Origin of the sequence: Alteromonas antoniana (genome assembly GCF_019249295.1) — a bacterium.
Classification (GTDB): domain Bacteria; phylum Pseudomonadota; class Gammaproteobacteria; order Enterobacterales; family Alteromonadaceae; genus Alteromonas; species Alteromonas antoniana.
In genome coordinates this window covers 142,307-169,090 of sequence record NZ_JAESDH010000002.1, presented here as the reverse complement: position 1 = coordinate 169,090, position 26,784 = coordinate 142,307, and the positions used below count along the sequence as shown (strand labels likewise).

Genomic DNA, 26,784 nt, shown 5'->3' with positions numbered 1-26,784 from the left:
ACTGATGAAATGGCAACTGTGTATCGTATTATTGAGCGTGCTATCGTTCTCAGGATATGCGCAACAACGCATTGACCGTATCGCCATCTGCCAGGGCATGGGGGAAGCGGTCAGCCTCATACAGGCAGAACGGGAAGCCGGCGTGGACGATAGCGATAACAAAGGTTTGGCGGTTATCTCACGAATATCAGAACACGCGCGACGGGACCTGCGGCCCGCAATCGATGCGTTCATCAGCCACACTCATACGTTAACAGCAGAATGGACCGGCACGCTCTACACGCACGCCTGCATCATGAATTATGACAGCAATGACGCGACGGTAAGCCTGATGGTGACGTTTATCCCGTTACGATGTGATATTGCATCTGCGGACATTCACTGCGCGCAGGAGGTGTATCAGAATCTGCCAGACGGCGGGATAATCTGATTCCTCAGGGACACGGCTTTCATGACTGCAATGTTGGCAGCCGGTTTATGACCGTTTTCATCCCATTGCCACGGGACTGGCTCAGGTACCTGTTCAGACCACACAGAGTAAGATAGCGGTCAAAATCAAACTTTGCCCGTGCTGAGGGATCCAGTGTATTCGCTTTCTCCAGTATGATACTCAAAACGCCGCGGATAATTTTGCTGGGAGACCAGCCGGCAATGACTTTACGTCCATCCAGCTCAATAACAGCAACCCAGACATCAGACTCGCAGCCGCTGATGTAGGTCTGCGGGTCACGCATCTCTGGCGGCAGTTCAGGCAAAGCTTTGCCCGCCAGCATAATGGCTCTGGTCGCGTTGTCCCAGCCTGATGCAGCGGCTACCCGGGCCGCCAGCGGCAACAAAAGTTGCGCCTCGTCGGTCACCCGCTACTCCTCATCCTGAAGTGACGCCAGCAGCTCTTCGGCGCTGAGAACGGGATCTTCTTTTTCTATCCGGCTTGGGCACAGCACCAGCTCAATCTGATTTTTACCAAGACCGGGTAACCAGTCCTGCACAAACTGTGAAAGTGAAATACTCACAGCCTCGGTGTTTGCCTCAGTTTCTCCATTCCATGCTGAAGCCAAATCGAAATGCGGCCATACCGGCAGCCGTTCACCCTCTTCTCCGGCCATCATGACAAACCCGTCATTGCCTTTAAGCAGCCACACGGCTTGTGCTTTTTCAACGTAGTCCAGAAACAGCGTCTGGCGGTCATCTGCGGATAGTGAGAATACCTGTTTAACAATGGCGGCGGGCAGTTTTTCGGTTACAGTTGCAGGAAACACGTTCAATCCAAAATGCTAATTTTCATTCTGTGAGTATATCAGCTGCGCACTGGGCAGCAAAAAGCCATTTACCATTACGCAGTAGTCAGCATAGGTGGTTTAAAATACTAATCAACAAGACATTTTTAATTTAAATAGCAAGCGCAACCGTGGTAGCCTTTTGCATAATTCACCACTAAAGCGCCAGGCTGGATGCAATCAGAATATTTTATAACGTCGCGTCTTGATGACAACGTGCTGTCACTGGATGAAGATCAGTTCAAAGAGCTGAAACGCGTGCGGAAACGGCTCTCCTCTGCCTACGCCATCACACATAAGTTTCGCTTGGTAAATGCAAATTTACAGATGGTGCTTGACGCCATGTCCCGTCTCGGCCGGCTTTATGTAGACCAGGCCGGATCGGAAGCGCTGGAAACCGCTAAACCTCATCTTAATGCCTGTGTGAATAATTATGTGTTAAGTGCCCGCATTTTTACCAGCCAGTTAAAGCGACATGTTCAGGCCTGCGTGCCACAGGAACGAGATCTCACTGAGGCATTGACGCGGCAAATGGAAAAGGAATACCGGCTTTCTTTTGCGTACCGGTTTGTTGACAGCCTGTACGATTATGTATCGCAATACGGCATCAGCATTCATACGCTAATGCTTGAAAGTCTGGCGGAAGAAGACGAAAACGGTGACATATTTCGCCGGTATTCGCTCAAAGCGCTGGTAGAGAAAGATTATATCGGTGGCCCCGCTGAATTCAGAGTGTCGGTATTTGAAGAAGTTGAAGAGCAAATCAACCTGATTGATGTTCTCTCTGAATTCAATGAATCTGTGAACCGACTTCATGATTACGCGATGGACCTGGTGAAAATTGCGACTGACGAATCAAACCAGTTGATCTCAGAATTTATTAACGTGTTTGTCGCTGAACATGGAAAAGAGCACAACAATCTGTTCGTTGTGCATATGACCAGTGCGCTTAAAAATAAGATTTATGACAAGTTTCCTATTTCGATGTACGCAAACAATCACAACATGGAAAGGGAATATGTATAGGAAGGCCATAAAGAGGTCAGTAAAATGAAACTGTCGCTACCGATAATTTCTGAGTCTGATCCGTTACCGTTTCATTACCGGGACCTCATCAGCATAAACTTTCGTCAGTTTACCATGTGGCTGATGGAAAACCGCATGCCGGATGACAGCTATCACGTGGTGAACGTGACCTTTCCGTGGACGGACTCTGCACGGATATTTAATCAGAAGGATCGTCATAACATGTTGCCTCACGCAGCCAAAAGTATGGTCGCGGATATCAACGATCTGCTGCAAGACTCTGCCTGCGTCGTAATTTGTGCACAGATTTCAAAGTTGTTTTGCGAAATCGCTATTGCGACCCCAGAGTCACATCTGGTGCACACGTTGCTGGAAGAGATGGACTGTCCCAAAGATTTTGCCGTACCGGTATTGAACGACGCTGCACTTACGCCGTCGCAGTTTGTCGCGCAGCATCGCGACTGAGGATGACATCAGAGTTCTGATACGCCTGTCACGCTGACATATTCATGCCTGCACAGGCTCAGAAAAACAGCATGCCACATGCTTACTGTTACTACTTATCAGTGATGCAACCCACGTCTATTCGCGACGCGATGGAATTACGGTAAGCATACCGCAAAGACTCGTTCTCCGGTAAACCCGTAATGTCCTGTTACCCGAAATGCCCGCCCCTGCGCCGTTATGGTATGCAAGGACGGGCTTTACTGACTATTTACCGGCGGGTACTGCCTCAGGCTTGGCGTCGCGAAGCATATTGATAACTTCCATTATTGACATCGGCCTGGCAAACAGAAAGCCTTGCATGTAGTGGCATCCGGCCTGAGTAGCAAAGTCAGACTGCGCTTTGCTTTCAATGCCTTCAAACAGGACCTTCTTACCGAGTTTGCGGCACAGCTGCACAAGCGATTCCGCGATAATATTTTGCTGGCTATTGTGATCCTGACTGGGGGCAAGGCTTTTATCCAGCTTCACCACAGTGGTAAAGGATTGTACCAGCTCGGACACCGACGCATAGCCGGCACCGAAGTCATCAATAGCAATGCCAAAGCCCGCTTCTGATAAGGTCTTCAGTACACTTCGCGTGGTGAAGTCATGCATAGCAGACTCTGTCACTTCCAGTACGATATCATCCGTAGAAACAGAAAAGTCAGCCAGATAATCCAGAAATTCTTTCACCAGTTCAGAAGAGTTAAGCTGCAAAATGGATACATTTACGTGCAGTTTGATATGGCCAAAACCGCTTTCCCGTAGCAGAGAGTGGGCGATACAGACTTCACGCAGCATCTTCAGGCCCAACGCATTGATTAACCCGGTTTCTTCGGCTACCGGAATAAAAGACGCGGGGTTAATATCGCCAATATCCTGACTATGCCAGCGGCAGAGCGCCTCCAGTGCCACAACCTTTTGCTCGGTATCGACAATCGGCTGAAACGTCGCATGGAGCTCTTTATTCAGCAACGCGTTGTATAAGCCCTGCTCTACATACAAGCGATACTCAATTGCCTCATTTTGCTCTTTTGAATAAGCGACAGCCTGGTTTTTACCGCGCTTCTTGGCTTCGTACATGGCAATATCTGCCTGCTTGAGCAACTCGTTCACGTCCTGCTTTTGCTCGTATTCTACGGTGCCGATACTGGCACTCATTTTCAGTACGGCACTGTCAGAAATCATGGGGGTATCCAGCGTTTTTAGCAACCGTTTATTAAGGCTGGTCACGTCAGTGTCGCTTTGTACCAGAATGACAAATTCATCGCCTCCATGACGGATAAATACATCGTTCGCATCTAACTCAGACTGAAAACCCTCTGCACATTTTGCCAGCAGCTGATCACCTACATCATGGCCATACGTGTCGTTTACCAGCTTAAAGCCGTCGATATCAATGAAGATAAGTGCCTTCAACGTGTCCGCTTCCATGCTCTCATTCAGCGCCAGCTTAAGATAGTTCCGGTTGCCAGCGCCAGTGAGTTGATCCGTATAGGCAAGCGACTCCAGACGTTTCTCAGCATGGGTGAGCTCAGAGATATCGGATACCGTCATGACGAACCGCAGATCGCCATGAAGCTCTTCCAGTTCGGATAGTGTGACCAGTGCCGGAAACGCTTCACCATGGGCAGTTAACAACGTGCGCTTCTGTCGGCTCGCCACGCCGCAAGGGCCATTGGCCGCAGATTCCATAAGCTCATCACGTCGGATACCGAACTCAGATAAACAGGCACCCACCAATGCTTGCGCGCCGACCCCGAACAACCGGCAAAGCGCTTTATTGACGTCGCGTATAATGCCATGTTTATCCAGTACCGCGACGCCTTCTGCAAGCTGATCAAGAATGGTGGTAGACAGTTTAAGTTTGCGTAACTTGCGCTGACGTTCAGTAACATCAATTACCGCACCAATTTTAATCTGTTCGTTATCTATGCTCACGTCACTGAACACGACGTCCAGCCAGAGCGCTTCTTCCCCGAGCGACTCCCCGTCTACTTTTATCGTTTTACGAACCGTGTCGCCGCGCTGTATGCAGTCAGCAATGTTGTCACGCTCGGCTTCCGGAAACAGCGCCATAAATTCATTTACCGGCATGCTGGTGCCGGCGCCAAGCCGGTTTTTCAAACTACTCGCGCCCTGAAAATCAAAGGCTTTACCGCTTTCTGTTAACGCCACCACACCAAACTGTGCCGCCTCAGATGCAACCCGGAAACGCTTTTCCGATTCCGTCACCTGAAGCTCCAGTGCAAACCGGTGAAGGGCTGTTTCACAGGCAGTTTTGATCATTTTTGTATCAAATGGCTTAACAATATATCCGTAAGGACTGGTTTCTAATGCACGGGTCAGCGTGGCATCATCGGAGTACGACGTGGTATAGACAATCGGAATATTACGCGTACTTAAAATTGTTTTGGCGGCCTCAATACCGCTGCCACCGTCAGACAAATTAATATCCATCAATATGAGTGCCGGGTTACCCTTCTCAACCAGAGACAATGCCTGTTCCTCAGAACGCGCCAGGCCAACCACCTCGGCTCCCATATTGGTTATTTCCCGGGCGAGGTATGTCGCCGCGATCGTAGTGTCTTCTACAATTACGACGCGCTTTCCTGCTAGTAAGCTCATTCAGTTTTCCTACTTTCTGCATGCGATGGAAACAAGGTAGATACGACCTGTGTTAGATTCTGTTCAGAAACCGGCTTTGAAACTACCGGAACCGCATCAAACCGGGCAGGCAGATTCAGTTGCTCACCGTATCCACTGACAATTAAACAGGGCGTGTGACTGTTTATCACTTCCTGTAGCAAACCCAGCGTGGTTTCCTTACCTAAATGTATGTCAAATACCACCAGGCCAGGTCGCAGTGTCTGTACTTGCGCCCGCGCCGTTTCAATGGTGCCTGCAACAGCCACCTGTGCAATCCCCATTCGTTTTAGCTTTGCCTGAACATCAAGGGCGATAACAAGACTGTCTTCTACTACCAACGCGCGTTCGGGAAGTGTCGGCGCTTCCGTTGCTTTTGTTTCCGGAAGCGCTTTTGACGTTTCAGATGTCGGCGCGCTATAGGCGCTCACATAACGTTCAGGAATAAAAATCGAGGCATTAACCCCAACAGGTGCAAAATCGATATCCAGTCGGCCACCCAACTCATGGGGAATAACGGACCGGATAAGTGTCATACCAAACCCTTCTCGTTTTGGCGGCGACACCGGTGGGCCGCCGGTTTCTTCCCACTTGAGCGTTAGCCCGTGGCCTTCCTCAAACGTCCACTGTACTGACACCTTTCCCTTCTCCAGCGACGCTGCCAGCGCCCCGTACTTAGCCGCATTAGTAAACATTTCGTGGATCACAAGCACAATTGGGGTAGCCGCATCCGGTTTCAGTTCCACATCAGGCCCGGACAGCGTGACATGGTTTTCCAGATCAATGTAGGCCATGATTTCCGTTTCCAGAATGTGCCGGAAATTCACTTTACTCCATTCTGACGCGGTAAGCTGATCATGCGCCGATGCCAGCGCTACCATCCTGCCAGTCAGTACATTAACAAACTCAGCAACAGAGCGTTCGTTTTGATCAGTCTGCAAAATAATGGCATTTACCAGATTAAGAATATTTCGCACACGGTGGTTGAGTTCCGAGATCAATACCTCGTGTTTGCGGCTGGCTTCCTGCAATATATGATCGCGTTCCTGCACATGGCGGATAACAATTTCAAGCAGTGTCACGCGCAGTGATTCTGCGTCACTCACATTCTGCTCACTCCACTCATGACAACGATTGTTGTGGGTCTGCATCCATACATCGAAACTGGCTCTGGGCGACAATCTTGCGCCGTTTGGCCCGTGTGTCACTGCTTTTTCAGGATTGCCCGCCCACTTAATCGTCTGGGTTTGCGCATGTCGGAAAAACAGCAGATAGTCACGGGGGCTTTTTGATATCGGTACTGCCAGCACGCCCGCAATACGCTGTGCATCGGTGTCGTAGCCAGAAATGGCTTCGTCTAATGCGTTAATCGCAATTACTTTGCCCGGAGCCTGCGCGTTCAGGTAGCGCGTTAGCCTCAGTAACGTTTCTTCATTTAACCGGCTGTCAGCACCAACCGCATGGCCATCGATAAACGCTGTAACACCATCGCACGGTATTAACATTTTCAACTGAGGAAACTGATTCTCCAACATGTCTATCAGCACACCCTGAGAAGACATTGTCGCTATCAGTTGCGTCATGATGTCACGGGTTCGGCTGGTCTCTTTATCTCGCTCAGCAGAGACCCGGGCTCCCATTTCGAGTGCGAAAATCTCTGCAAACAGCTCCAGTTCTGTACGCTGATAATAGGATGGAACTTTCGGCGTGTAATGATGACAGGCAATCAGTCCCCACAATTTGCCGCGGACAATGACTGACACCGATAAGGACGCTTCTACACCCATGTTTTTGAGATATTCAATATGAATCGGCGATACTGCACGCAACGTCGAGAACGACATATCGACCGGCGAACCCGGTCGCTCATTAATAAGTGCAACGGTGGGATCGTTGACATCGCCGATCAAACGCAGCAGGCTCTTAAGATACAGTGCCCTTGCCTGCTTTGGAATATCCGTGGCGGGATAGCGCAGACCCAGGAACGGCGACAAATCCGGATTTTTAGATTCTGCCACTACTTCACCCGCGCCATCCGGTAAGAACCGGTACAGCATGACCCGGTCATAGCCTGTGATAAGCTGAAGCTGCTGGGTAACCAACTCTCCGAGTTCCTGACCAGATTTGGCCATGTAGAACTGGCTCAACAGCGAGCGTACAAAGGTATCGTGAGGCTCGCGCGGCCCATGACACACTTCCATCTCAACAATGATGTAATCGCCGTTATGGTGAACGGAGAAATCAACACGCCGTTGCGTTGCTTCAATGGTGTGTTCAAAGAGTCGCTCATTGCGTCCGGTAATCATTGCCGACTGTAACGCCGTACGCAGATTATGCAGCGTCTGATGATCGATACAATGATGTAATGCCTGCCCTATCAGTTCCTCAGGTGCGATCCCCAGAAAATCTTCAGCATTGTCTGAGCATACGGCAACTATCCAGTCGGTCTGAAGCGCCAGGAAGCAGCCGAAGCTTTGAATTTTGCCAAGATGTTGAATGGGTTCGCGATCACAATTTGTCAGGTCGGCGGGGGGGGAAAAGTCTAATTCGTCCATGCAGAATTCATATGATATTGTAATTATAATTTGCTAGCCCATACATTACATTATTTTCCTGTTCACAGATCATCTTTATCAGGCTTTTATGACGTCAGTACTGCAACAACTCAGAACCGAAACCGCGCACCAACACGAGGCACTTGAAAGCACTATGCCTTTTGCTGCGCTGATGACAGACCGTTTCTCTGTGTCGGTTTATCAGGATGTATTGCTGACGCTACGTTCGTTTCATGGCGCGATTCACCATGCAACACAACAGGTTCCGACGCACCCAGTCAGCACTATGCTTGACGCATGCGCAGTCTGTGAGGCCCTTGATACAGATTTGTTAATGTTAGACGCGATATCAGCGCCGGCATTTGTTAACGACCAGACAATAACCAGTCAGAGCACTGACATCATCGCGTGTGGGTACGTCTGGCTGGGCTCATCAATGGGCGCGAAAATGATTCATCGCTGGCTGCAAAATAACGCTCCAGCCTCACTGCCAACGCATTACTATCAGACATTGTCCGGTTGCAGCCAACACTGGGCCGCCTATCGTCGCTACGTAGATACATTGACACTCTCAGTGCAGGAAGGTGAAAAAATTTGCCGCAGCGCGAATGCCTTATTCAGCGGACTAAGAAATACCGCCAGTAAAGTAACCGCTGTCATGCAGCCTGCCTGAAGCGTCGATAGCTGTAACTGCGCCGCTTTGAGGCAAAGCATCAATCTCATTTTGCGGCTCCTAAGTAAAACAATAATTTGTTAGCATAGCGGACTATGTAGTACAGGACAGCGACAACATGAAAGTCATCTCTTTTAATATCAACGGTATCCGGGCCCGGTTACATCAACTTCAGGCCATCATCGACAAACATCAGCCAGACGTCATTGGGCTGCAGGAAATTAAGGTACACGACGAGCAGTTCCCTACAGATGCCGTAGAGGCAATGGGTTACCACGTCTACTTCCATGGCCAGAAAAGCCACTATGGCGTCGCCATGTTAACGAAAAAAGAACCCGAGCATGTGCAGCGCGGGTTTCCCACTGATGATGAAGATGCACAACGCCGCATGATCATGGTGACGCTAAAAGATAACAATGACCAGCCTGTAACCATTTTAAACGGATACTTTCCTCAGGGCGAAAATGAAAGCCACGAAACGAAGTTCCCGGCTAAGCGAAAATTTTACGCTGATCTCATGGGCTATCTGAACACCAGCCACAGCAACGAAGAAAACGTGATTATTATGGGCGATATGAATATCTCTCATCATGATCAGGATATCGGCATTGGTGAAGACAATCGCAAACGCTGGCTTCGCACCGGTAAATGCAGCTTTTTACCTGTTGAGCGTGAGTGGCTGAACACACTTTGCGAATGGGGAGTCTACGACAGCTTTCGCAAACTGAATCCCGATACCACCGATCAGTTCAGCTGGTTCGATTACCGCTCAAAAGGTTTCAATGATAACCGCGGGTTGCGAATTGATTTAATTCTGGCCACGCAGCCGCTTCATGACAAATTGGAAGATGCGGGGATTGATTACGAACTACGCGGTATTGAAAAACCTTCTGACCACGCGCCAATCTGGGCGACATACGCAGACTGAATATGACCGATACGCTGACGACTCTTCAGATTCTGGCGCTGCTGGTGTTAGCGGCAATTCTGTTTTTTGTGGGGCGGCATCTTCCTTTTGCAGCGTTAAAAGAGGATAAATCACGCCAGCATCTGGTATTTGGTGCCACCGCCCTGACCTTTTTCATGTGGATTTTCCGTGCCGGTATTTTTCAGGGGCTGGACGTCCATTTTCTGTGGTTAACGTCACTTACGCTGATACTGGGCTTCAGATATGCATTATTTGCCGGTCTGGCAGCACTGCTTGGGATAACCGCAGTAGGCAACGAAAGCTGGCAGATGTTGGGCGTTAACGGGCTTATCGGGGTGGTGATGCCGGTCAGCGTTTCGTATCTCATTTACCTGGTGTCGTTTCATAAGATCCCACGCCATCTGTTCGTCTATATTTTTGTGTGTGCGTTTTTCCCCGGCGCGATTGTTATCGCACTGAAGCTGGCGTTACTGGGAAGTTACTATGCAATAGATGGCATATACAGCTGGGATACGGTAATCGATAATTACATGCTACTGATACCGCTGATTCTTTTCCCGGAAGGGTTTATCAATGGCGTGACCATGACCTTACTGGTGATATATAAACCGGAATGGGTTTATACGTTTCACGATAAGTTTTATCTCGACCCGGACAAGAAATAACCGCTTTTCCTCACTTCCCCTTTCTGGCGTGCAGCCCAGTTAGTTAACAGCGTAAAGTGACATTCAAAGCGCAAAAAAATCAGCTTTCTGGTGACAAGTGTTGCAGCATAGTGGCGCAGACAACCATTGGTTCCGGGTGCACTGAACATTCCCGGCGCTACTACTTATCGTTTGTAGCGTATATAGTCGCTTGCCAAGGCGACAATGCTGCATACTGAATAGCCAATTGTCTCAACAGCAACAAAAACGCCAGCGAAAACGCTGGCGTGTGTAATTTCCAGGCGTATGAGCACCCGTACTTCAATACGTCTATAAGACTTACTTGTCGAACAAAATGTCCATCACATCGGCAAGTTCCGATTTTCCGGCCCTGATTTCTTCTTCACTCAAACCTGCAATTTCATGTGGGAAAACCAGCCACTCATCGCTCTTATTGACAAAATAATCCGGAACGATGTCGGTTTTATTGTTGGCAGGCTTGTACCACGGACAGGCAATGCGGATATCCGTTGGCATATTCAGGCGCATCAGCTTCTTTATTTGTTTTATCAGTGCGTCTACGCTGCGCCCTGAATCAAACACATCATCAACGATTAGCAGCTTATCACCGGCATTCGCATTTTCCACCAGGTAATGCAGGCCATGAACGCGTATTTCCTTAGACTGCTTATTAATGCCGTAATAAGAAGACGTACGCACCGCAATGTGATCAGTAGATGTGTCTTTAAATTCAAAAAATTCCTGCACCGCGATGCCTATGGGTGCACCACCACGCCAGATGCCGATGATAAAGTCAGGACGAAAACCGTCATTATATACCTGAGAAGCCAGGCGGAATGAGTCCTGTAGCAGCGCCTGCGAAGTGATAAAATTCTTTTTCATATCGTCTACCGGTCCGGATTTTAAAAGACCGCGAGTATAGTGAAAATTGCCGTATATTGCACGGCCAAATCCACCAACTGGTCAGATTTCTCTTTTATTCATTCTGTAAAGCTGTTGCAGGATTTACCCGCATGGCACGGGTCGCAGGGTATACACTAGCCAGTACACAAAGCATAAGAGAAAACACGGTTACCAAAATAACCTGTGACCACTGAATTACAACAGGAACGCCAGCCCCATCGGCCGACAGCACAATAGGTATTCCCAGCAGTTCCAATAAAGTATTGAGGTTAATCACAATGGCCACACCAGCAACCAGCCCGATTAGTGCGCCTTTCACGCCATTAAAAAGGCCATTTAGCATAAATACTGACATCATCCGCCTGCCCGTCATTCCCTGCGTTTGCAGAATGGCGATATCGCCCTGCTTTTCACTGACAACCATGACCAGCGCGGACACAATATTAAACGCCGCTACCGCAATAATAAGCAGCAGCATGAGAAACATCATGTTTTTTTCCATCTTCACCGCGTCGAATAGCGGTCCCTGGCGGCTGCGCCAGTTATCGACAGTGATCTCAAGTGGCGCTAATGCATCCACTACCTGCTGATAGGCAAACGCATCGTCCAGAAACAACCGGGTGTTTGCAGGGGTATCTGCCCGCAGGCGCATAAGGCGTGTCAGATCAGCCAGTGACATATACACCACTTTGCTATCCATCTGCGAGCCAAGATCGTAAATCCCGGACACCGTGACCAGACGCTGGCTGGGCATTCTGCCAAAGGGCGTATAAATACTTGCTCCCGCTAACATCACACGCAGCCTGTCGCCTGGCCGCACGTCCAGCTGAGTAGCAAGGGCCCGCCCAATAATCACATGAAAAGAACGCGCGGCGAGGTCTGAAAATCGCCCTGTCAGGAGATTATCGCTGACAATGCTCTGCGCAGACATCACGTTAGCATCGACGCCATGAATTTGTACGCCACGCAACCCCTGTCGTGACTGAATGACGCCCTCAGTTTCACGATATGGCATCGCAGCACGGACGCCTGGTAACGTAGTTATAGTTTCATCAGATAAAGGGGCATATGCCACGACCTGAGGCACGATCCCCAGTACACGCTGTTTTAACTGACTTTCAAACCCGTTCATAACAGATAACACAATGATGAGTGCAGCCAACCCAAGCGCAATGCCGGCCACAGAAAATTTATTAATAAAGGAAACGAAGCTGTTTTGCTTGCCGGCGGTCGCGTAACGAAGGGCAATAAAGGCCGGTAAAGGAAGGCTCATACTTTCTCAAATTTACTCAGTTTGCGAACCGTTCAGCTAATTCTGAAGCGGCCGTTTTCAGATATGTGATACCGGAAATGACCACATATCGGCGGTTTGCTCGTAATGTATGTATACTACGTGTAAGCTACTGTACGCACAAGATTTTGGTGGTAGGAGACAATATGGACACACTAACGCTGGAGCAGAAACAAGCCCAATTCGAAGAGTATTTTATGATTGCTCATGCGCTGAATGTCAATATTGTGCCGCTTGAGGATAATGAAGCACTTCCTGCTGTCAGTGAACTGGAAGAGCGTATGCCCTATGCGTTTCGTATCGCCAGTGAGATCGCAGATATTGAAACCAAAGCCTTGCGACCGCTTCGTCAGTTAGGTGACCACGCCCAGGCGCTGGCCGATTTTCTTAACCACCAGTCGCGAAAAATTGATCTTATGATGTCTTTTATCCTGCACCAGCAGGACGACGTAAAGTATCGTTTGCAAACGGTAAAGTTCGGCGGCGGGGGCATGTTGGTGAGCAGTGATGAGCCTATGGACATTGGCACGCAGGCAGAAATCAAAGTATTTATCGACGAAGAAGCCGCCGCGATTTTTTGCTTTGGCGAAGTTATTACTTGCCAGCAGGTTGGCAATGACTACCATATAGCCTTCTTTTTTAACCGTATCCGGGAACAGGATCAGGAACTGCTGGTCAGAGCGAGTTTGCATCTGCAGTCGCAGCAGCTGCGTAAGCGGGCACAACAAGCGAAAGACAGTACCGAGTAATCACGCAGCAGACGTAACCAAATACCGACATTTTCAGGGTGACATGACAGCCACGATTCTCTCTTTGCCACTACCGAAGCAAAAATCTAAAACGGGTGCGCAGGACCATCAGCACTGGGGACAATTACACGGCAGCAGTAGCGCTCTGGCTATCAGCTATGCTGTAAAACAGCATCAGGGCCCGGTTGTGCTGGTCACAGCCGACACGCCGTCAGCGCTCAAGCTGGAGCGCGAGCTGGCGTATTTTCTTGAAGGGGAAAACACTTCGGTAACTCTGTTTCCCGACTGGGAAACCCTACCCTACGATTCGTTCTCGCCCCATCAGGATATTGTCTCTCAGCGTCTTGAAACGCTCTTTCGCTTTACCCAGCAACGAGAAGGCATTTTCATTGTTCCGGTAAATACGCTGATGCAGCGTCTCGCGCCGACAGATTATCTGGCGAAGTACCTGCTGATGCTGAACAAAGGCGATTCGCTGGACCGGGATCAGTTTCGCAGAAATCTGGAGCAAGCCGGCTATCTGCACGTCAGTCAGGTGATGAGCCACAGCGAATTTTCTATTCGAGGCAGTATCATCGACCTGTACCCGATGGGAAGTGATAAGCCGTTTCGTATTGATTTGTTCGACGATGAAATCGACACCATCCGCTACTTTGACACTGACAGTCAGCGATCTGGCGAGACCGTCGACGAGATTCGTTTGCTACCGGCAAGAGAATTCCCCACTGACAAAGACGCCATCTCGTTATTCCGCCAACAGTTTCTTGACCAGTTTGATGCCAGTAATGCAAAAGAGTCGGTGTTTTATCAGGTCAGTAAGGGCACCATGCCTAGTGGTGTTGAATACTACCTGCCGTTGTTTTTCGAACACACTGCATCACTTTTCGACTACCTGCACAGCGACTCTCTGGTCATGCTGCACGGCGACATCAAAGACGCCAGTGAATTTTTCTGGGCGGATGTCGCAGAGCGGTACGAGCAGCATCGCTACAACCCGGCAAGGCCCTTGTTGCCGCCGGCGCAGGTATTCCTTCCCATAGAAGAGCTGTTCAGTCAGATTAAACACTGGCCTAGGGTGACACTCTGTAAAGACCTTCTGGAAGATAAGCCGGGCAACCACAATCTGGGGTGCGACAAGCTTGATGATATTGGCATCAATTCCCAGAAAAAACAGCCTGCAGAACGGCTGCTAAATACCATGAAAGCCGCCAGTGAGCGCGGTGCACGGGTGTTGTTTTGTGCTGAATCTCAGGGCCGGCGTGAAAGCCTGCTGGATATTCTCGGTAAGGCCGGCATCAAACCCAGCCTGGCAACGGATTTTAATCAGTTTCTGCAGACACACGATAGTGTGGGTATCGACATTGGTATGGTCGAGCACAGCTTTCGCTGGCAGAGCCAGGAAGGCGAACTGCTATTTATTACCGAAACCGAGCTTCTTGGCCATAAGGTAAGCCAGCGACGCTTACGAGAAAAACGTTCACATACGGATGAAAGCGCCATTATCCGTAACCTTGCCGAGTTGTCGATTGGCCAGCCAGTCGTGCACCTGGATCATGGTGTCGGTCGTTATCTGGGGTTACAAACGCTGGACGCCGGTGGCGTTACTACCGAATACCTTTGCATCGAATATGCGAAACAGGCGAAATTATACGTACCGGTGGCATCGTTACATCTGATATCCCGCTACACCGGCGGAGACGCTGACCACGCGCCCGTTAACTCTCTGGGCAACGACGCCTGGAGTAAAGCCAAGCAAAAAGCGGCCGAGAAAGTACGCGACGTCGCAGCTGAGCTACTGGATGTGTATGCGCGCCGTGCCGCCAAGCCCGGCTTTGCCTATCCGGTAAACTGGGAAGAATACCAGAGCTTTGCTGACAGCTTCCCGTTTGAGGAAACGCCCGATCAGATGCAGGCTATTAATGCCGTCATTCAGGATATGGGCAACCCGCAGGCAATGGATCGACTGGTCTGTGGTGACGTAGGCTTCGGTAAAACCGAAGTGGCTATGCGTGCGGCTTTTCTGGCCGCCAATCAGGGCAAGCAGGTTGCCATACTGGTACCCACTACCCTGCTCGCGCAGCAGCATTATGAAAATTTTAAAGATCGTTTCGCCGACTGGCCGTTCCGTATTGAAGTGATGAGCCGCTTTGTCAGTGGCAAGGCACAGAAATCGGTAATCGAGGGAATTACACAAGGTCAGGTAGACATTGTGGTTGGCACGCACAAGCTGCTTTCCAACGACATCAAATTTAACGATTTGGGACTGGTGATTATTGATGAGGAACACCGGTTTGGCGTACGCCAGAAAGAGAAGCTTAAGTCGTTGCGTGCAGATGTGGATATTCTCACGCTGACAGCCACCCCCATACCGCGAACGCTGAATATGGCGTTATCCGGTATGCGTGATCTCTCTATTATCGCTACCGCCCCTGCCCGCCGTTTGTCGATCAAAACCTTTGTGCAGCAGCGAAACAAAGCCATCATACGTGAAGCTGTCATGCGGGAGATTCTGCGCGGTGGTCAGGTGTATTTCCTGCACAACGAAGTAGAAAGTATCGAGCGCACCGCCGAGGAAATTGCTGAAATTTTGCCGGAAGCCCGCATTGCGGTAGGACATGGTCAAATGCGCGAGCGTGACCTTGAGGCGGTGATGAGTGACTTTTATCATCAACGATACAATGTGCTGGTGTGCACCACAATTATCGAAACCGGCATTGATGTGCCCAGCGCCAATACCATCATTATGGACCGCGCAGACCATCTGGGGCTGGCACAGTTGCACCAGCTGCGGGGACGCGTGGGACGGTCCCACCACCAGGCGTATGCGTACCTGCTAACGCCGCACCCTAAGCGTATGACGCGTGATGCAGTCAAGCGACTGGATGCCATTTCGCAACTGGAAGATCTTGGTGCTGGTTTTGCGCTCGCCACTCATGATCTTGAGATCCGGGGGGCGGGTGAATTGCTCGGTGACGACCAGTCTGGTCAAATCGCCAGTATTGGTTTCAGTTTGTATATGGATATGCTGGATCAGGCGGTAACCGCACTGAAAGAAGGCAAAGAGCCGTCGCTGGATGATGCGCTGTCAGCACAGACCGAAGTTGACCTGAAAATACCCGCTCTGTTGCCGGAAGACTATATCGCTGACGTCAATACCCGCTTATCCTTATACAAACGACTGGCGTCGTGTGAAAAGCAGGACGATATTGATGAGTTCCAGGTGGAATGTATAGACCGTTTCGGATTACTGCCTGATGCAGCGAAAAACCTGATTAAGGTGGCAGAGCTCAAGCTAAAAGCGAAGTCACTGGGGATCCTGAAGATTGATTTGTCTGCTCAGGGTGGCACCATAGAGTTCAAAGAGTCTACCTCTGTCGATCCGGGCTATATTATTCAGCTCGTCCAGACCAAGCCGAATACCTTCCGGTTTGAAGGTAGTCAGAAATTACGTATTGTATTGCAAACCGAGAGTGCCAGAGACAGACTGGCACTGGCCGAAGATATCATCGCCGATTTTGCCAAGGAGTCACGTTAATGTGTAGGTTATCCCGTGTTGGTGGGGGCTTGCTGTCTGCAATGCTCGCCTTATCAACCTTCCAGGTGCAGGCCGAAGATGACTGGTGGTTTGATGTGGAAGTCATCGTATTTGACAGAAACGCGGCGCTCACGCATTTACAGGAAACCTTTGAGATCGCGAAAGATGTCAGCCCATATTCTGCTGACATTGATGTCATTGGCAATATCATCCGCCCGGACATCAACTGGATAAAACAGAACCTGGCCAGATGTGATGGCAGCGATGCGCCGCTGTGGCAACCGGTCTTGTCCTTGCAGGACATTACGCAGACCCATGAGCAATGGCTGCAGGAACAACACCGCACCTCGGGCATGGCTTCTTCATTGGTAGACGATGAGAGCGAGAGGCAGGAGCTCCAGTCTGGTGTCATACCGACGTCCACAGATAATGCATTTAATGGGTCAGACGCTTTCACTGTTGAGGCTGCTGACATCGCCGGGTACTGGGTAGAATTTAGTGGCATCAGTGAAGCCAGCCCCGTAGCCGTTCCACCGTTTCGGTACTGCGAAGACACGTTACCCTGGCTGACATATTCTGACTCGGGCTGGAAACGTCACACTGCGGACAATCGCCTGCCTGCACCACAAGCTATTCCCATTGAGTTAAGTGGTCACGACTGGCCTCGGGCCAGCCAGGCCCATCTGCTTTCTGCGAATGCGCAGGAGCTGGAAAAACTCTCAGAGCAGATCCGAAGAAACCGTGATCTGACAAGACTACTGCATGTCACCTGGCGTCAGGAAGTCAGATTTGGCCAGGAAGAGGCCTCTACTGTCCGACTCTATGCCGGTCAGAATTATGCCGATCGCTTTACCCTTGATGGCTATGCTGTTCCTCCGACACTTGAGATGCCAGCACCTGTAGAAGAATCTCAGCAAGAGGACGCAATAAAAACGCTGACAGAAGATACGTTCTTTGCCGATCTCAATGCCCGCCTGGCAACACCTCAGACGGTACCACTTTCACGCCTGTTACAGCTTCAGGCCAGAAAAGACAGCGCAAGCGGTGTGAAGGACAAACAACCAACAGCCAATACCGATACGCCAATATGGCAGATTGATGGCTACATGAGAGTCTTCCTGAAATACATTAACCGGGTTCCCTATCTTCACATAGACAGCGAAATGTTTTATCGCCAGCCAGTACCGGTAACGGCAAAATTGTCTCAAGTAGCATCGGAGCAGCCAGAATACAGACTGGTGTCAGTGCCATTCAAACAGCTACGACGAGTAATCAGTAACCAGTTACATTACTTTGATCATCCGCTATTTGGTATGGTCGTAGAAATTCGTCGTTACGAGCGCCCGGATCAGCAAGAGGACGCCGGTCAGGAATGAAAGTTTACACACGTAAAGGCGATAAAGGTGCCACGCAAGTCTACGCTAAAGAATCACTGCGCGTGACCAAAGATGATATTTTGCTTGAAACCTATGGTGATATTGACGAGCTGAACAGCCACATTGGTCTGCTGGTGACACTCTGTGAAGGTGAAGTCCCGGCGTTTCTTGAAACGGTTCAGCGCAAATTATTTCAGGCAGGCTTTGCTATTTCTGCCTCATCTACGCTCACTGATGCGGATGTCACCGAGCTTGAGCAGGCCATCGATGTCATGACGGCATCCCTGCCGCAGCAAACCCGTTTCGTGCTGCCCGGCGGCACGCCAGCGGCAGCGCAAAGCCACGTATGCAGAACGGTCTGCCGGCGCGCTGAACGCACCACAACACGGCTGGCTAATCATCATACCGTCCCGCCTGCGGTCATGGCTTACTTAAACCGACTATCCGATTATTTGTATACGCTGGCCGTGTTCCTGAATCATCAGTCTGGCATCAGTCCCTCTGAAGTCTGAGCGCACGCCACATTGTTGCTGAATAAAAAAGAGCGGCGCTATTCGCGCCGCTCTCAGTTGTCCGGTTAAGAACACATATTCATCAGGCTGTTTGTGTCAGGGCATTAATGACCCACATCCACCGTAACATGCCATTTTTGTCCGTTGGCTGACGCCACCGTAATATCCTTAATTTCTGTCACCGGGCGCCAGTTTGATGGCATGCGGCTTTGAAATGCAGCTAACGTACGATTGGCATTATACTGCCTGGCAAAAGACATAATAGTTTGTCCATTGCACATCACTTTCGTGGCAACGGTCTTATGGTCAAAACGGTGTTTTCTGATATCGCGATCTAACTGCAGGCGATCGTTATTCATTGTTGATTCACAGAAACTCACCAGTGTCTGTTCCAGATAACTATCCATTGCCAGAGCCTGACTTGAGCCAAGTACGGATCCTGCTACTACAGTTGCTACTATTATTAATTTTGTTTTCATCGTTCGCTCCTTATTAGAGAAAGTCTCGCGATACCCACCAACAGAGCAAGCACAACAATCACTTTCATGAACGAGGAAAATTGTAAGAAACGAGGGAAAATGTGCGATGACAAAACACTGAATTACTCATGACATCTACATGTCAGATGATTGTCATACCGCTAAACGCGACGTGTCGTCATTTTGTCTGCATCAGCGCAGTGCAGGCTCCTCTTATGCATTTATGACGCGCCTAAAGTCCATAACGCGATAACACTTTTAGCTCAGAACAGAGCAGTACACACTATACTTAGCAAAGATGCGAATAATCTTATAATTTGTCAGCGACTGCTGAAGTGTGTCGTTTCAGGGGTGGGACCAGAGGGCGTGGCACGCGTGCTTGCCAAGAAGTATTACGCTGCTGGTGCATGATTCCGGGTTCGAGCTGCGAGGTTTTTAGCCAAAGGAGCACTCCGAACAGATAGTTTTGGCCTTTATTCGTTAAATCCCCAAATTGGTAAACTCAGCAGGCCGATTGTGTACCTGAGCGAACACGAGACTTATTCGTAGCTTTTGTTAATGACATTGCCAACAGAGGAAGCCGTTCATGGATGCACGATCAGAAACGCTGCAGAATGGCTCTCAGCGGATACATTATGATGCACAGACCAGAGAAATCACAGATGAAGATCATACGCACGCGTGGCTTTTAAGTAAGCATTCCGCGGCATTGCTTTCTCTCTTTTTAAAGGCAGAGCACCATATTCTTACGCGTGACGAGATCCGGTTTCAAGTGTGGGGACACGACGTAGTGTCTGATGATGTCATTAATCACGCTATTTGCCGATTACGGAAACAGTTGAAACAGGTAGAAACGCCTCATCCTTTCGTTATCGAAACGTTGCCTGGGGTTGGGTATCGCCTCACCGGCACGGATATTTCAGATGACATGGCAGTAACAGCCAGACGCTGGATTGTGCTGGCCTCTCTGTTTTCTCTGTTTTAATACTATTAGTGCTTTTCACATAGGCACTGTCGTATGCGCGGCCCTTTGCGAGTAGATCACTACGCTGTGGTTTCTTCTCATTGCGCCAAAAAATTAAGCTATCCGGCAGTGTCAAAAGAACATCCTATCCACGGCCAATGGCTTTGCGCTTGCCACGGTGTTTATTCCAGAACTGGGCACCATCAAACGGCAAGGATTCTTCGATAGAAAACGTTTTCTCGACAATAACCTCGCCGTTAAGCTCTATGGTCATTCTCCAGTCGCCAACTTTATTTTCGATGGGATCCCATAACGTGTCGCCGAGATAGAAATCCCAGTCATTACTGCGCACATATTCTTCACCGTCAAACGGTGGCATGGGCTCACCGTTGTCATCAGGAATATCAGGGTGATAGATGCAATAGCGTATCTTACTGTTCTTGGCTTTCTTAATGTTAACAATAAAGCCGAACTCAATATCCAGTTGGGCAGGCACGACTAAGGTGAACTGCTGAATTTTTGGCAATGTCTTCGACCTGGCGTCCCAGTGTCGGTAAACGCCATAACTCACAACTTCAATTTGCGGCTTTTGCTTTGCCATGCGCCTCTCTTATTGCTGCATTTCTAAAAGGCGAAATGGTAACAGAGATCCGCGCCACACACTATTATCATACAAATTAATCTACCGTTAGCGTTCGCTAAAAACGCATGTTGCAGTTCCGACCTTTTAGTACAAAATGTGCCGGCACTGTTACCCCGACCCTACCGGGTTAACATAATCGCACCGGTGATGACAAAGGCCATCAGTATATTCAGGATAGCGCCTTCCCGTGCCATATGGCTTATCGCTAATTTCCCGCTACCATAAACGATGGCATTTGTGGGCGTCGCCACTGGCATCATGAAAGCGCAACTGGCGCTGATAGCCGCCGGCATCATTAGAATAATGGGATCAACCTCAATAGCGACGGCCGCGCTGGCAAGTATTGGCATTAACAACGTCGCTGTCGCAGTATTAGACGTAATTTCTGTGACAAAACTCACCACCAGACACAAACTTAAGATCAGCAACAGCAGCGGCAAGACTGCCAGGCCACGCAGCCCTTCCCCCATTAAGTCGCTCAAGCCAGAAGCGGTAAACGCTTTCGCCAGACATATTCCCCCGGCAAACACCAGCAACATTCCCCAGGGGATCGTTTCCGCTGTTTTCCAGTCAAGCAAACGGCCCGGTTGTGACGTGTTTCCATCAGGGATCACACACATTAACACCACGCCCGCCAGGGCAATCGTGCTGTCGCCAATAAAGGGCATTCCAAGCCATGCCGTCCAGTATGGGCGGAACACCCAGGCCAGTGCTATCGTACCGAATACGGATAGCACCCGGATTTCTGCAGGCGCCCATTTCCCGGCTTCAGGCAGACTGAGTGCTGGCAGCGTCGACAGTTTACGCGTTAACCACAGCGCCATGAGCGGTATGCCGATGATGACGATGGGAATGCCGGTTTTCATCCAGTTAAGAAAGCTGATTTCTGTTCCTGTGGTCTGCTGGTATACACTCATAAAGATGATGTTTGGCGGAGTACCTATGGGTGTTCCGACACCGCCCACGCTCGCCGCATAAGCAATACCCAGCAAAATAGCTGAGGCCAGTGCAGGAGAATTCATTGCCCCGATAATCGCGAGCGCAATTGGTAGCAACATAAGGGCGGTGGCGGTATTGGAAATCCACATGCTCAGAACGGCAGCGGTGATCATGAACCCCAGTACCAGGCGACGGGCACTGGACGCGCCGGTTGCGCTTATCATATACACAGCCAGGCGTCGGTGAACGCCAGACTTCTCCAGTGCCTTTGAGAGCATAAACGCCCCCATCAGCAAAATGATGACATGATTTCCCAGCGCCGCGGCGGCGTCAGGATAGTCCAGCACACCTGCTGCAGGAAACGCGAAAAAAGGGATCAGCGAGGTAACCGCGATCGGCAATGCCTCGGTAACCCATAGCGTAGCCACTAACGCGGTAATCGCTGCACTTAACGTCATAGGTAGTGGCAATCCAGACATCGCAGACACCACGGCCGTAGCTATTGCAATAACACATCCAAGTAACAGAAACTGCGGCTTCACCTTATCCATAATCAGAAAGTCTCCTGCATGCCTGCTGGTAGCGCGAGGCGGCTTTTTCAGGCAGTACTCTGCCAGCAAACGCGCTCAGCGCAGAAGAAGACTTATCGGTAATTGCCAGGTTATCCAGAATAGATTCTGCCCCCGCCACATTGTTGCAGGCCAACACCATATCGCAACCTGCTGTCAGGGCAAGCTGAGCGCGGGACACGTAATCGCCCGCGACACTCGCGCCATGCATAGACAAATCATCTGAGAAAATCGCGCCACTAAAGCCTGCTTGTTGCTTTAATATCTGCTGCAGCCAGACAGGTGAAAACCCGGCAGGCGCCGAGTCCACCTGAGAGTAGATCACATGTGCAGGCATGACCCCATCCAGCTTTCTCTGACTGATAAGTTGCACAAATACCGCCATATCGGTACGTTCGATATCCTGCAGTGACCGCTCGTCCACGGGCAATTCTATATGAGAATCAGGCGCTACACTCCCGTGCCCCGGAAAGTGTTTGCCCACCGCGGGTGTATTGCAGTCATGCAGTCCGGTAATAAAGGCTGATGCAAGTGCAATAACGTCGCTGGCGTTGTCAGCAAAGGCTCTGTCGCCGATAACGCGGGAAATCCCGTTAATGTCCAGCACAGGGGCAAAACTGAAATCAATACCCACAGTTTTTAATTCATAAGCGGTAATCACACCGCAATCGTGGGCCAGCGCTGTGGCCTCTTCCAGCGAGGACGTCATCGACTGAAGTTCCCCCATGGCAGGCAAACGCGTGAAGCCCTCGCGAAAACGCTGTACCCTGCCACCTTCATGGTCAACGGCGATAAGCACCGGTTTACCCGCCGCCTCGCGAATGGATCTTACAAGTTCGCGGAGCTGCTGGTTGTCATGATAGTTACGGGAAAACAAAATCACGCCACCGGTATTCGGGTGCGCCAACTTCTCGCGCTCTTCCGGCAGCAGCAGCGCTTCCCGGCAATCCAGCATCAAGGGTCCCATCGTAGCCTCGCTTCCTGTCTTCTATTCGTCATTGAGAATAGGTAGGATAGAAAAAAAAGCGGAGTAATACACGTGCTAAATTGGATTAAGTGGTTGGTTTTAAGCGCAATTGCGCTGGTTTGCATCGCTGGCATTGTGGCCTACAGCATGTTACGCATGAGTTTGCCTGAGTTGTCAGGCGATAAAAGGACTTCAGCGGTCAGTGCCAGCGTTTCGCTAAGCCGTGACGCGTTAGGCCAGGCCATTATTAGCGCCAGCAACCGGACGGATGCAGCCTATGCACTGGGGTTTGCACACGCGCAGGACCGCTTATTTCAGATGGACCTGCAACGGCGCGCGGCATCTGGCGAATTAGCAGAATGGGTCGGCAGTATGGCTGTTGAGGTCGACAAGCGAGCACGCTTTCATCAGTTTGCAACCCGGGCCAGTCGCACATTTTCACAACTCCCTCCCTCTCAGCAAGAGTTGCTAGAGCAGTACTCCAGAGGCGTGAATGACGCCATTGGCGAGATGTCGGCACTGCCGTTTGAATACCTCGTTACCGGTTTTAAGCCGCGCCCCTGGCAACCCAGTGACAGTATTCTGGTGGTCTACAGTATGTACATGGATTTACAGCGCGGTCAGGTGGACCTTGATCTTGCCCGCACGGCGCTTAAAGATACCTTCGGTATGGATATGCTTCGCTTTCTGACGCAACCTTCGCAGTACCAGGCAGCGCTGGATGGCAGTCGCTTACCCACTGGCAGAGCAGAAATCCCTACCCTTTCTGATACCGCAAAGCAAGCGTCTACCGCGATGGTATCGCAGCCTCCCTGGGATATTGGCAGCAACAACTGGGCCGTGAGCGGTGAACTTACCACCGGCAGCGGTGCGATGCTGGCGAACGATATGCACCTTGGACTGCGGGTTCCGATTATCTGGTATCGCACCCAGCTTAAGTATGTCAGAGACGGTGAAAACGTCAGCGTTACCGGTGTCTCATTACCCGGTCTACCCGGTGTCGTGGTAGGAACCAACGGACATATCGCGTGGGGCTTTACCAATGCAAACCTGGATAATGTTGACTGGGTACGCTTGCCAGATGACGCGCTTACTCAGACTATTGACAGCCCCATCGCGCTTCCCGATACCGAAGAACCCTATTCAATCACAATGAGTGAGTTTGGTCCGGTAAGAACGCTGAATAACGCACAATATGCATTGACGTGGGTGGCACATCAGCCTTATGCCGTCAATCTCAGGGTTATGGATCTGGATCTTGCAAAGGATGTTGACGCGGCGCTGGCTATTGCCCCGACCATGGGAATGCCGGTACAAAACATGGCTACTGTTGACACAGCAGGCAATCTGGCGTGGACACCTGCTGGCGCGGTAACCGGCAGAACCCTTCCCAGCGACACTGCGATCACGCCAGATATGGTTGACGATAAATGGGCAACTCAGGAGTCCGGCGTACCAGTGGTAAAGAATCCGCCGCTGGGTCGTCTATGGACTGCCAATGCCAGAGTCGTAGGTACCAGCGACTTACCCCGATTTGGTGATGGCGGATACGCGCTTGGTGCCAGAGCGGTGCAGATACGAGACAGACTGATGGACATAGAAACATTTGCTGAGCAGGATTTTTACCGCATTCAACTGGACAACGAAGCGCGCTTTTTAATGCCCTGGCATCGCTTACTCCTCAACACAATACAGGCTAACCGTGGTGAATTTGCTACCGATATCTCGTTGTTAGAGGACTGGGGAGCCTGCGCTTGTCCGGACTCTGTCGGCTACACGCTGGTTCGCCGGTTTCGTTCACAGGTGATGCAGGATCTGCTTTCGCCGGTTCTCACAGCACTGGAGAAGCAAAACGCGCCTGTCAGTCCGCTATTACGCGGCGTTGAAACTGCGTTATGGCAGCTGCTTCGCCAACAGCCAGACAGCTGGTTACCCAATGGCGCTTCTAACTGGCAACACTTTCTGGTTCAGGCATATCAACAAGCAAAGTCACGGATAATAGAGGAAGAAAGCCCGGACAATACACTGGCAAGCGCGACCTGGGGTAATGTCAATGCACTTCGCATCAGGCACCCTTTCTCTGGCCAGATCCCGGTACTTGGTGACATGCTGAATATGGACACGGCCGCAGGTTTTGGTGACAGCTATATGCCTGCTGTGCAAGCACCGACGTTTGGCGCATCCGAGCGATTTTTTGTTCGCCCCGGCGCGCTGGACAAGGCAATCCTTACGCTACCGGGTGGTCAGTCAGGGCATCCATTATCACCCTATTACCGGGCAGGGTTCGAAGACTATATTTCCGGAGACTCAACCCCACTACTTCCCGGCAACATTCAGCACACACGCACCTTCAGTCCGGGGGCAACGCAATGACGCCAGCGGTTTTACTACTCAAGAAACAGAAGATCGCGTTTGATATTCTTGAGTATGACCATGACAGTGATTGCCAGGCCTACGGTATGGAAGCCGTTGAAAAGCTTTCACTGCCACCTTCACAGGTATTCAAAACGCTGGTAACTGAGCTGGATAACGGAAAGCTCGCTGTGGCACTGATCCCGGTTACCGCGCGACTTAGTCTGAAAAAAATAGCGAAATTATGTGGTGTAAAAAAGGCAGCGATGGCGGAACCGTCGAAAGTGACTGCCGCTACCGGGTATATACTGGGAGGCGTCAGCCCTCTGGCTCAAAAGAGAAAGCTTATGACGGTGATTGATGATACTGCAGGCCAGTATCCGGTCTGTTACGTCAGTGGCGGTCGCCGCGGGCTGGAAATTGCCATCAGCCCCAGCGAGCTTATTTTACTTACCAATGCGAAAGTCGCGCCGGTAACTGAGGCATAACGTCCTAGCCCGCATCAGCGGCCGGTGATAACGCTGGCTGCTGTTGCTCGCGGTAACGCGCCTTCCACATCGCCTGCGCTTCACGGATATGTTCCTCGTCGGGTACGTCTCCACCCGCCAGCGTCTGTGCAATTCGCTCAATAATATCATTCCGTTTCTGCAGCAATGTTTCTGCTCTGGGAAACAAATCCTTTGCCTCCGGATACGCTTGCTTGAGATCATCAATACCCCGCAGATTCAGATAGCGGGTTTCGAACTTCTCGTTGAATAACGCCCGTTTCGCATTAAAAATGACATACTCTCTTGCCTGCCCGGATGACAGATAGGCCATATCACTTTTGGAAAGTGCGGCCTGCTCTCCCACATTCCGGGCTTTGTCCAGCCAGTCATCAATTGCCTGATTATCGTTTTCGCTTACTGCCCTTTTGATGCCTGCCTGCAGATCGGTGGCATGCAGGATCTCCATGACTGTGATCACCGGCACCTGTGTATTTTCTTCACTGGACGAGCTCTGCGACAAATAGATAAATCTGCCTGCAACAGCCAGCGCAACAACAACAAGAACGGCAATGACCCCTTTCATAACTCTCCCAACATGGTTTTTTGAATAAAAACGCCGTCAATCAGCAATCACATTTGCAATGCGGCTTGTGCGCGCCAAGGATACCATATCAGACGTAATGAGAAACCGAACGATATTGGCTGACCGCGACACTATATTTACTGTGACCAGTTATCACCTAATCAAGGTGGCACGGTTT

24 protein-coding genes are annotated in these 26,784 nt (G+C 50.4%); 13 read left to right on the top strand and 11 right to left on the bottom strand.

Annotated features, from left to right (window positions below):
* Window positions 1-4: 4 nt before the first annotated feature.
* Window positions 5-430 carry a hypothetical protein gene (locus JKP77_RS02025; protein ID WP_218309541.1) on the top strand — a complete coding sequence of 142 codons (426 nt, stop codon included), beginning with the start codon at window positions 5-7 and terminating at the stop codon, window positions 428-430.
* 19 nt (window positions 431-449) lie between these two features.
* On the opposite strand, the gene JKP77_RS02020 is transcribed toward JKP77_RS02025, so the two are convergent.
* Both JKP77_RS02020 and JKP77_RS02015 read right to left on the bottom strand, forming a co-directional pair.
* Complete coding sequence (locus tag JKP77_RS02020) at window positions 450-857, bottom strand: SufE family protein (RefSeq protein ID WP_218309540.1); 408 nt, start codon at window positions 855-857, stop codon at window positions 450-452.
* A gap of 3 nt (window positions 858-860) precedes the next feature.
* Window positions 861-1,259, bottom strand: coding sequence for a DUF2750 domain-containing protein (locus JKP77_RS02015; RefSeq protein WP_218309539.1), 399 nt, complete (start codon window positions 1,257-1,259; stop codon window positions 861-863).
* A 192-nt stretch (window positions 1,260-1,451) separates the two neighbouring features.
* Between JKP77_RS02015 and JKP77_RS02010 the strand changes: the two genes are divergently transcribed.
* The gene (locus tag JKP77_RS02010) at window positions 1,452-2,303 is read left to right on the top strand and encodes a hypothetical protein (RefSeq protein WP_218309538.1); all 852 of its coding nucleotides are present in this window, start codon (window positions 1,452-1,454) and stop codon (window positions 2,301-2,303) included.
* A 24-nt stretch (window positions 2,304-2,327) separates the two neighbouring features.
* On the top strand, window positions 2,328-2,768 hold the full coding sequence (locus JKP77_RS02005; RefSeq protein WP_218309537.1) for a hypothetical protein: 441 nt from the start codon (window positions 2,328-2,330) through the stop codon (window positions 2,766-2,768).
* A 246-nt stretch (window positions 2,769-3,014) separates the two neighbouring features.
* Here JKP77_RS02005 and JKP77_RS02000 read toward each other — a convergent pair whose 3' ends face one another.
* On the bottom strand, window positions 3,015-5,417 hold the full coding sequence (locus tag JKP77_RS02000) for a GGDEF domain-containing response regulator (protein WP_218309536.1): 2,403 nt from the start codon (window positions 5,415-5,417) through the stop codon (window positions 3,015-3,017).
* A complete protein-coding gene (locus JKP77_RS01995) occupies window positions 5,414-7,990 on the bottom strand; it encodes an HWE histidine kinase domain-containing protein (protein WP_218309535.1) in 2,577 nt (858 codons plus the stop codon). Before JKP77_RS01995 ends, JKP77_RS02000 begins: the two co-directional genes overlap by 4 nt.
* Before the next feature lie 88 nt (window positions 7,991-8,078).
* Between JKP77_RS01995 and JKP77_RS01990 the strand changes: the two genes are divergently transcribed.
* From JKP77_RS01990 to JKP77_RS01980, 3 genes are all read left to right on the top strand, one after another.
* Complete coding sequence (locus JKP77_RS01990) at window positions 8,079-8,663, top strand: biliverdin-producing heme oxygenase (RefSeq protein ID WP_218309534.1); 585 nt, start codon at window positions 8,079-8,081, stop codon at window positions 8,661-8,663.
* 118 nt (window positions 8,664-8,781) lie between these two features.
* A complete protein-coding gene (xthA, locus tag JKP77_RS01985) occupies window positions 8,782-9,591 on the top strand; it encodes an exodeoxyribonuclease III (protein WP_218309533.1) in 810 nt (269 codons plus the stop codon).
* 2 nt (window positions 9,592-9,593) lie between these two features.
* Window positions 9,594-10,256, top strand: a complete 663-nt coding sequence (locus JKP77_RS01980; protein ID WP_218309532.1) for an energy-coupling factor ABC transporter permease — start codon at window positions 9,594-9,596, stop codon at window positions 10,254-10,256.
* Window positions 10,257-10,574: 318 nt separating this feature from the next.
* Here the strand turns inward: JKP77_RS01980 and JKP77_RS01975 are convergent, their stop codons facing one another.
* Window positions 10,575-11,138 (bottom strand): phosphoribosyltransferase, encoded by a 564-nt coding sequence (locus JKP77_RS01975; RefSeq protein WP_218309531.1) that lies wholly within the window; start codon window positions 11,136-11,138, stop codon window positions 10,575-10,577.
* Window positions 11,139-11,232: 94 nt separating this feature from the next.
* Complete coding sequence (locus JKP77_RS01970) at window positions 11,233-12,432, bottom strand: lipoprotein-releasing ABC transporter permease subunit (RefSeq protein WP_218309530.1); 1,200 nt, start codon at window positions 12,430-12,432, stop codon at window positions 11,233-11,235.
* Between the two features lie 164 nt (window positions 12,433-12,596).
* Here JKP77_RS01970 and JKP77_RS01965 point away from each other — a divergent pair, with 164 nt between their 5' ends.
* The 4 genes from JKP77_RS01965 to JKP77_RS01950 are packed head-to-tail and all read left to right on the top strand — an operon-like array spanning window position 12,597 to window position 18,622.
* The gene (locus JKP77_RS01965) at window positions 12,597-13,199 is read left to right on the top strand and encodes a PilZ domain-containing protein (protein WP_218309529.1); all 603 of its coding nucleotides are present in this window, start codon (window positions 12,597-12,599) and stop codon (window positions 13,197-13,199) included.
* Window positions 13,200-13,242: 43 nt separating this feature from the next.
* Window positions 13,243-16,734 (top strand): transcription-repair coupling factor, encoded by a 3,492-nt coding sequence (gene mfd / locus JKP77_RS01960; protein ID WP_218309528.1) that lies wholly within the window; start codon window positions 13,243-13,245, stop codon window positions 16,732-16,734.
* Window positions 16,734-18,110 (top strand): CsiV family protein, encoded by a 1,377-nt coding sequence (locus tag JKP77_RS01955; protein WP_218309527.1) that lies wholly within the window; start codon window positions 16,734-16,736, stop codon window positions 18,108-18,110. The genes mfd and JKP77_RS01955 overlap by 1 nt, the downstream gene beginning before the upstream one ends.
* Window positions 18,107-18,622 carry a cob(I)yrinic acid a,c-diamide adenosyltransferase gene (locus JKP77_RS01950; protein ID WP_218309526.1) on the top strand — a complete coding sequence of 172 codons (516 nt, stop codon included), beginning with the start codon at window positions 18,107-18,109 and terminating at the stop codon, window positions 18,620-18,622. The genes JKP77_RS01955 and JKP77_RS01950 overlap by 4 nt, the downstream gene beginning before the upstream one ends.
* 104 nt (window positions 18,623-18,726) lie before the next feature.
* Here JKP77_RS01950 and JKP77_RS01945 read toward each other — a convergent pair whose 3' ends face one another.
* Entirely contained in the window at window positions 18,727-19,101 is a 375-nt protein-coding gene (locus JKP77_RS01945) for a DUF3718 domain-containing protein (protein ID WP_218309525.1), read from the bottom strand.
* Between the two features lie 586 nt (window positions 19,102-19,687).
* Here JKP77_RS01945 and JKP77_RS01940 point away from each other — a divergent pair.
* Window positions 19,688-20,086, top strand: a complete 399-nt coding sequence (locus tag JKP77_RS01940; RefSeq protein ID WP_218309524.1) for a winged helix-turn-helix domain-containing protein — start codon at window positions 19,688-19,690, stop codon at window positions 20,084-20,086.
* Window positions 20,087-20,210: 124 nt separating this feature from the next.
* Here JKP77_RS01940 and JKP77_RS01935 read toward each other — a convergent pair whose 3' ends face one another.
* From JKP77_RS01935 to nagZ, 3 genes are all read right to left on the bottom strand, one after another.
* Window positions 20,211-20,666, bottom strand: coding sequence for a DUF3859 domain-containing protein (locus JKP77_RS01935; protein ID WP_218309523.1), 456 nt, complete (start codon window positions 20,664-20,666; stop codon window positions 20,211-20,213).
* A 161-nt stretch (window positions 20,667-20,827) separates the two neighbouring features.
* Window positions 20,828-22,198 carry an SLC13 family permease gene (locus tag JKP77_RS01930; RefSeq protein WP_218309522.1) on the bottom strand — a complete coding sequence of 457 codons (1,371 nt, stop codon included), beginning with the start codon at window positions 22,196-22,198 and terminating at the stop codon, window positions 20,828-20,830.
* Entirely contained in the window at window positions 22,191-23,183 is a 993-nt protein-coding gene (gene nagZ, locus JKP77_RS01925; RefSeq protein WP_246601037.1) for a beta-N-acetylhexosaminidase, read from the bottom strand. The genes JKP77_RS01930 and nagZ overlap by 8 nt, the downstream gene beginning before the upstream one ends.
* A 72-nt stretch (window positions 23,184-23,255) precedes the next feature.
* Here nagZ and JKP77_RS01920 point away from each other — a divergent pair, with 72 nt between their 5' ends.
* Window positions 23,256-25,556 carry a penicillin acylase family protein gene (locus JKP77_RS01920; protein WP_218309521.1) on the top strand — a complete coding sequence of 767 codons (2,301 nt, stop codon included), beginning with the start codon at window positions 23,256-23,258 and terminating at the stop codon, window positions 25,554-25,556.
* The gene (gene ybaK, locus JKP77_RS01915) at window positions 25,553-26,023 is read left to right on the top strand and encodes a Cys-tRNA(Pro) deacylase (protein WP_218309520.1); all 471 of its coding nucleotides are present in this window, start codon (window positions 25,553-25,555) and stop codon (window positions 26,021-26,023) included. The genes JKP77_RS01920 and ybaK overlap by 4 nt, the downstream gene beginning before the upstream one ends.
* 4 nt (window positions 26,024-26,027) lie before the next feature.
* Here the strand turns inward: ybaK and JKP77_RS01910 are convergent, their stop codons facing one another.
* Window positions 26,028-26,606 (bottom strand): hypothetical protein, encoded by a 579-nt coding sequence (locus tag JKP77_RS01910; protein ID WP_218309519.1) that lies wholly within the window; start codon window positions 26,604-26,606, stop codon window positions 26,028-26,030.
* Window positions 26,607-26,784 lie beyond the last annotated feature (178 nt).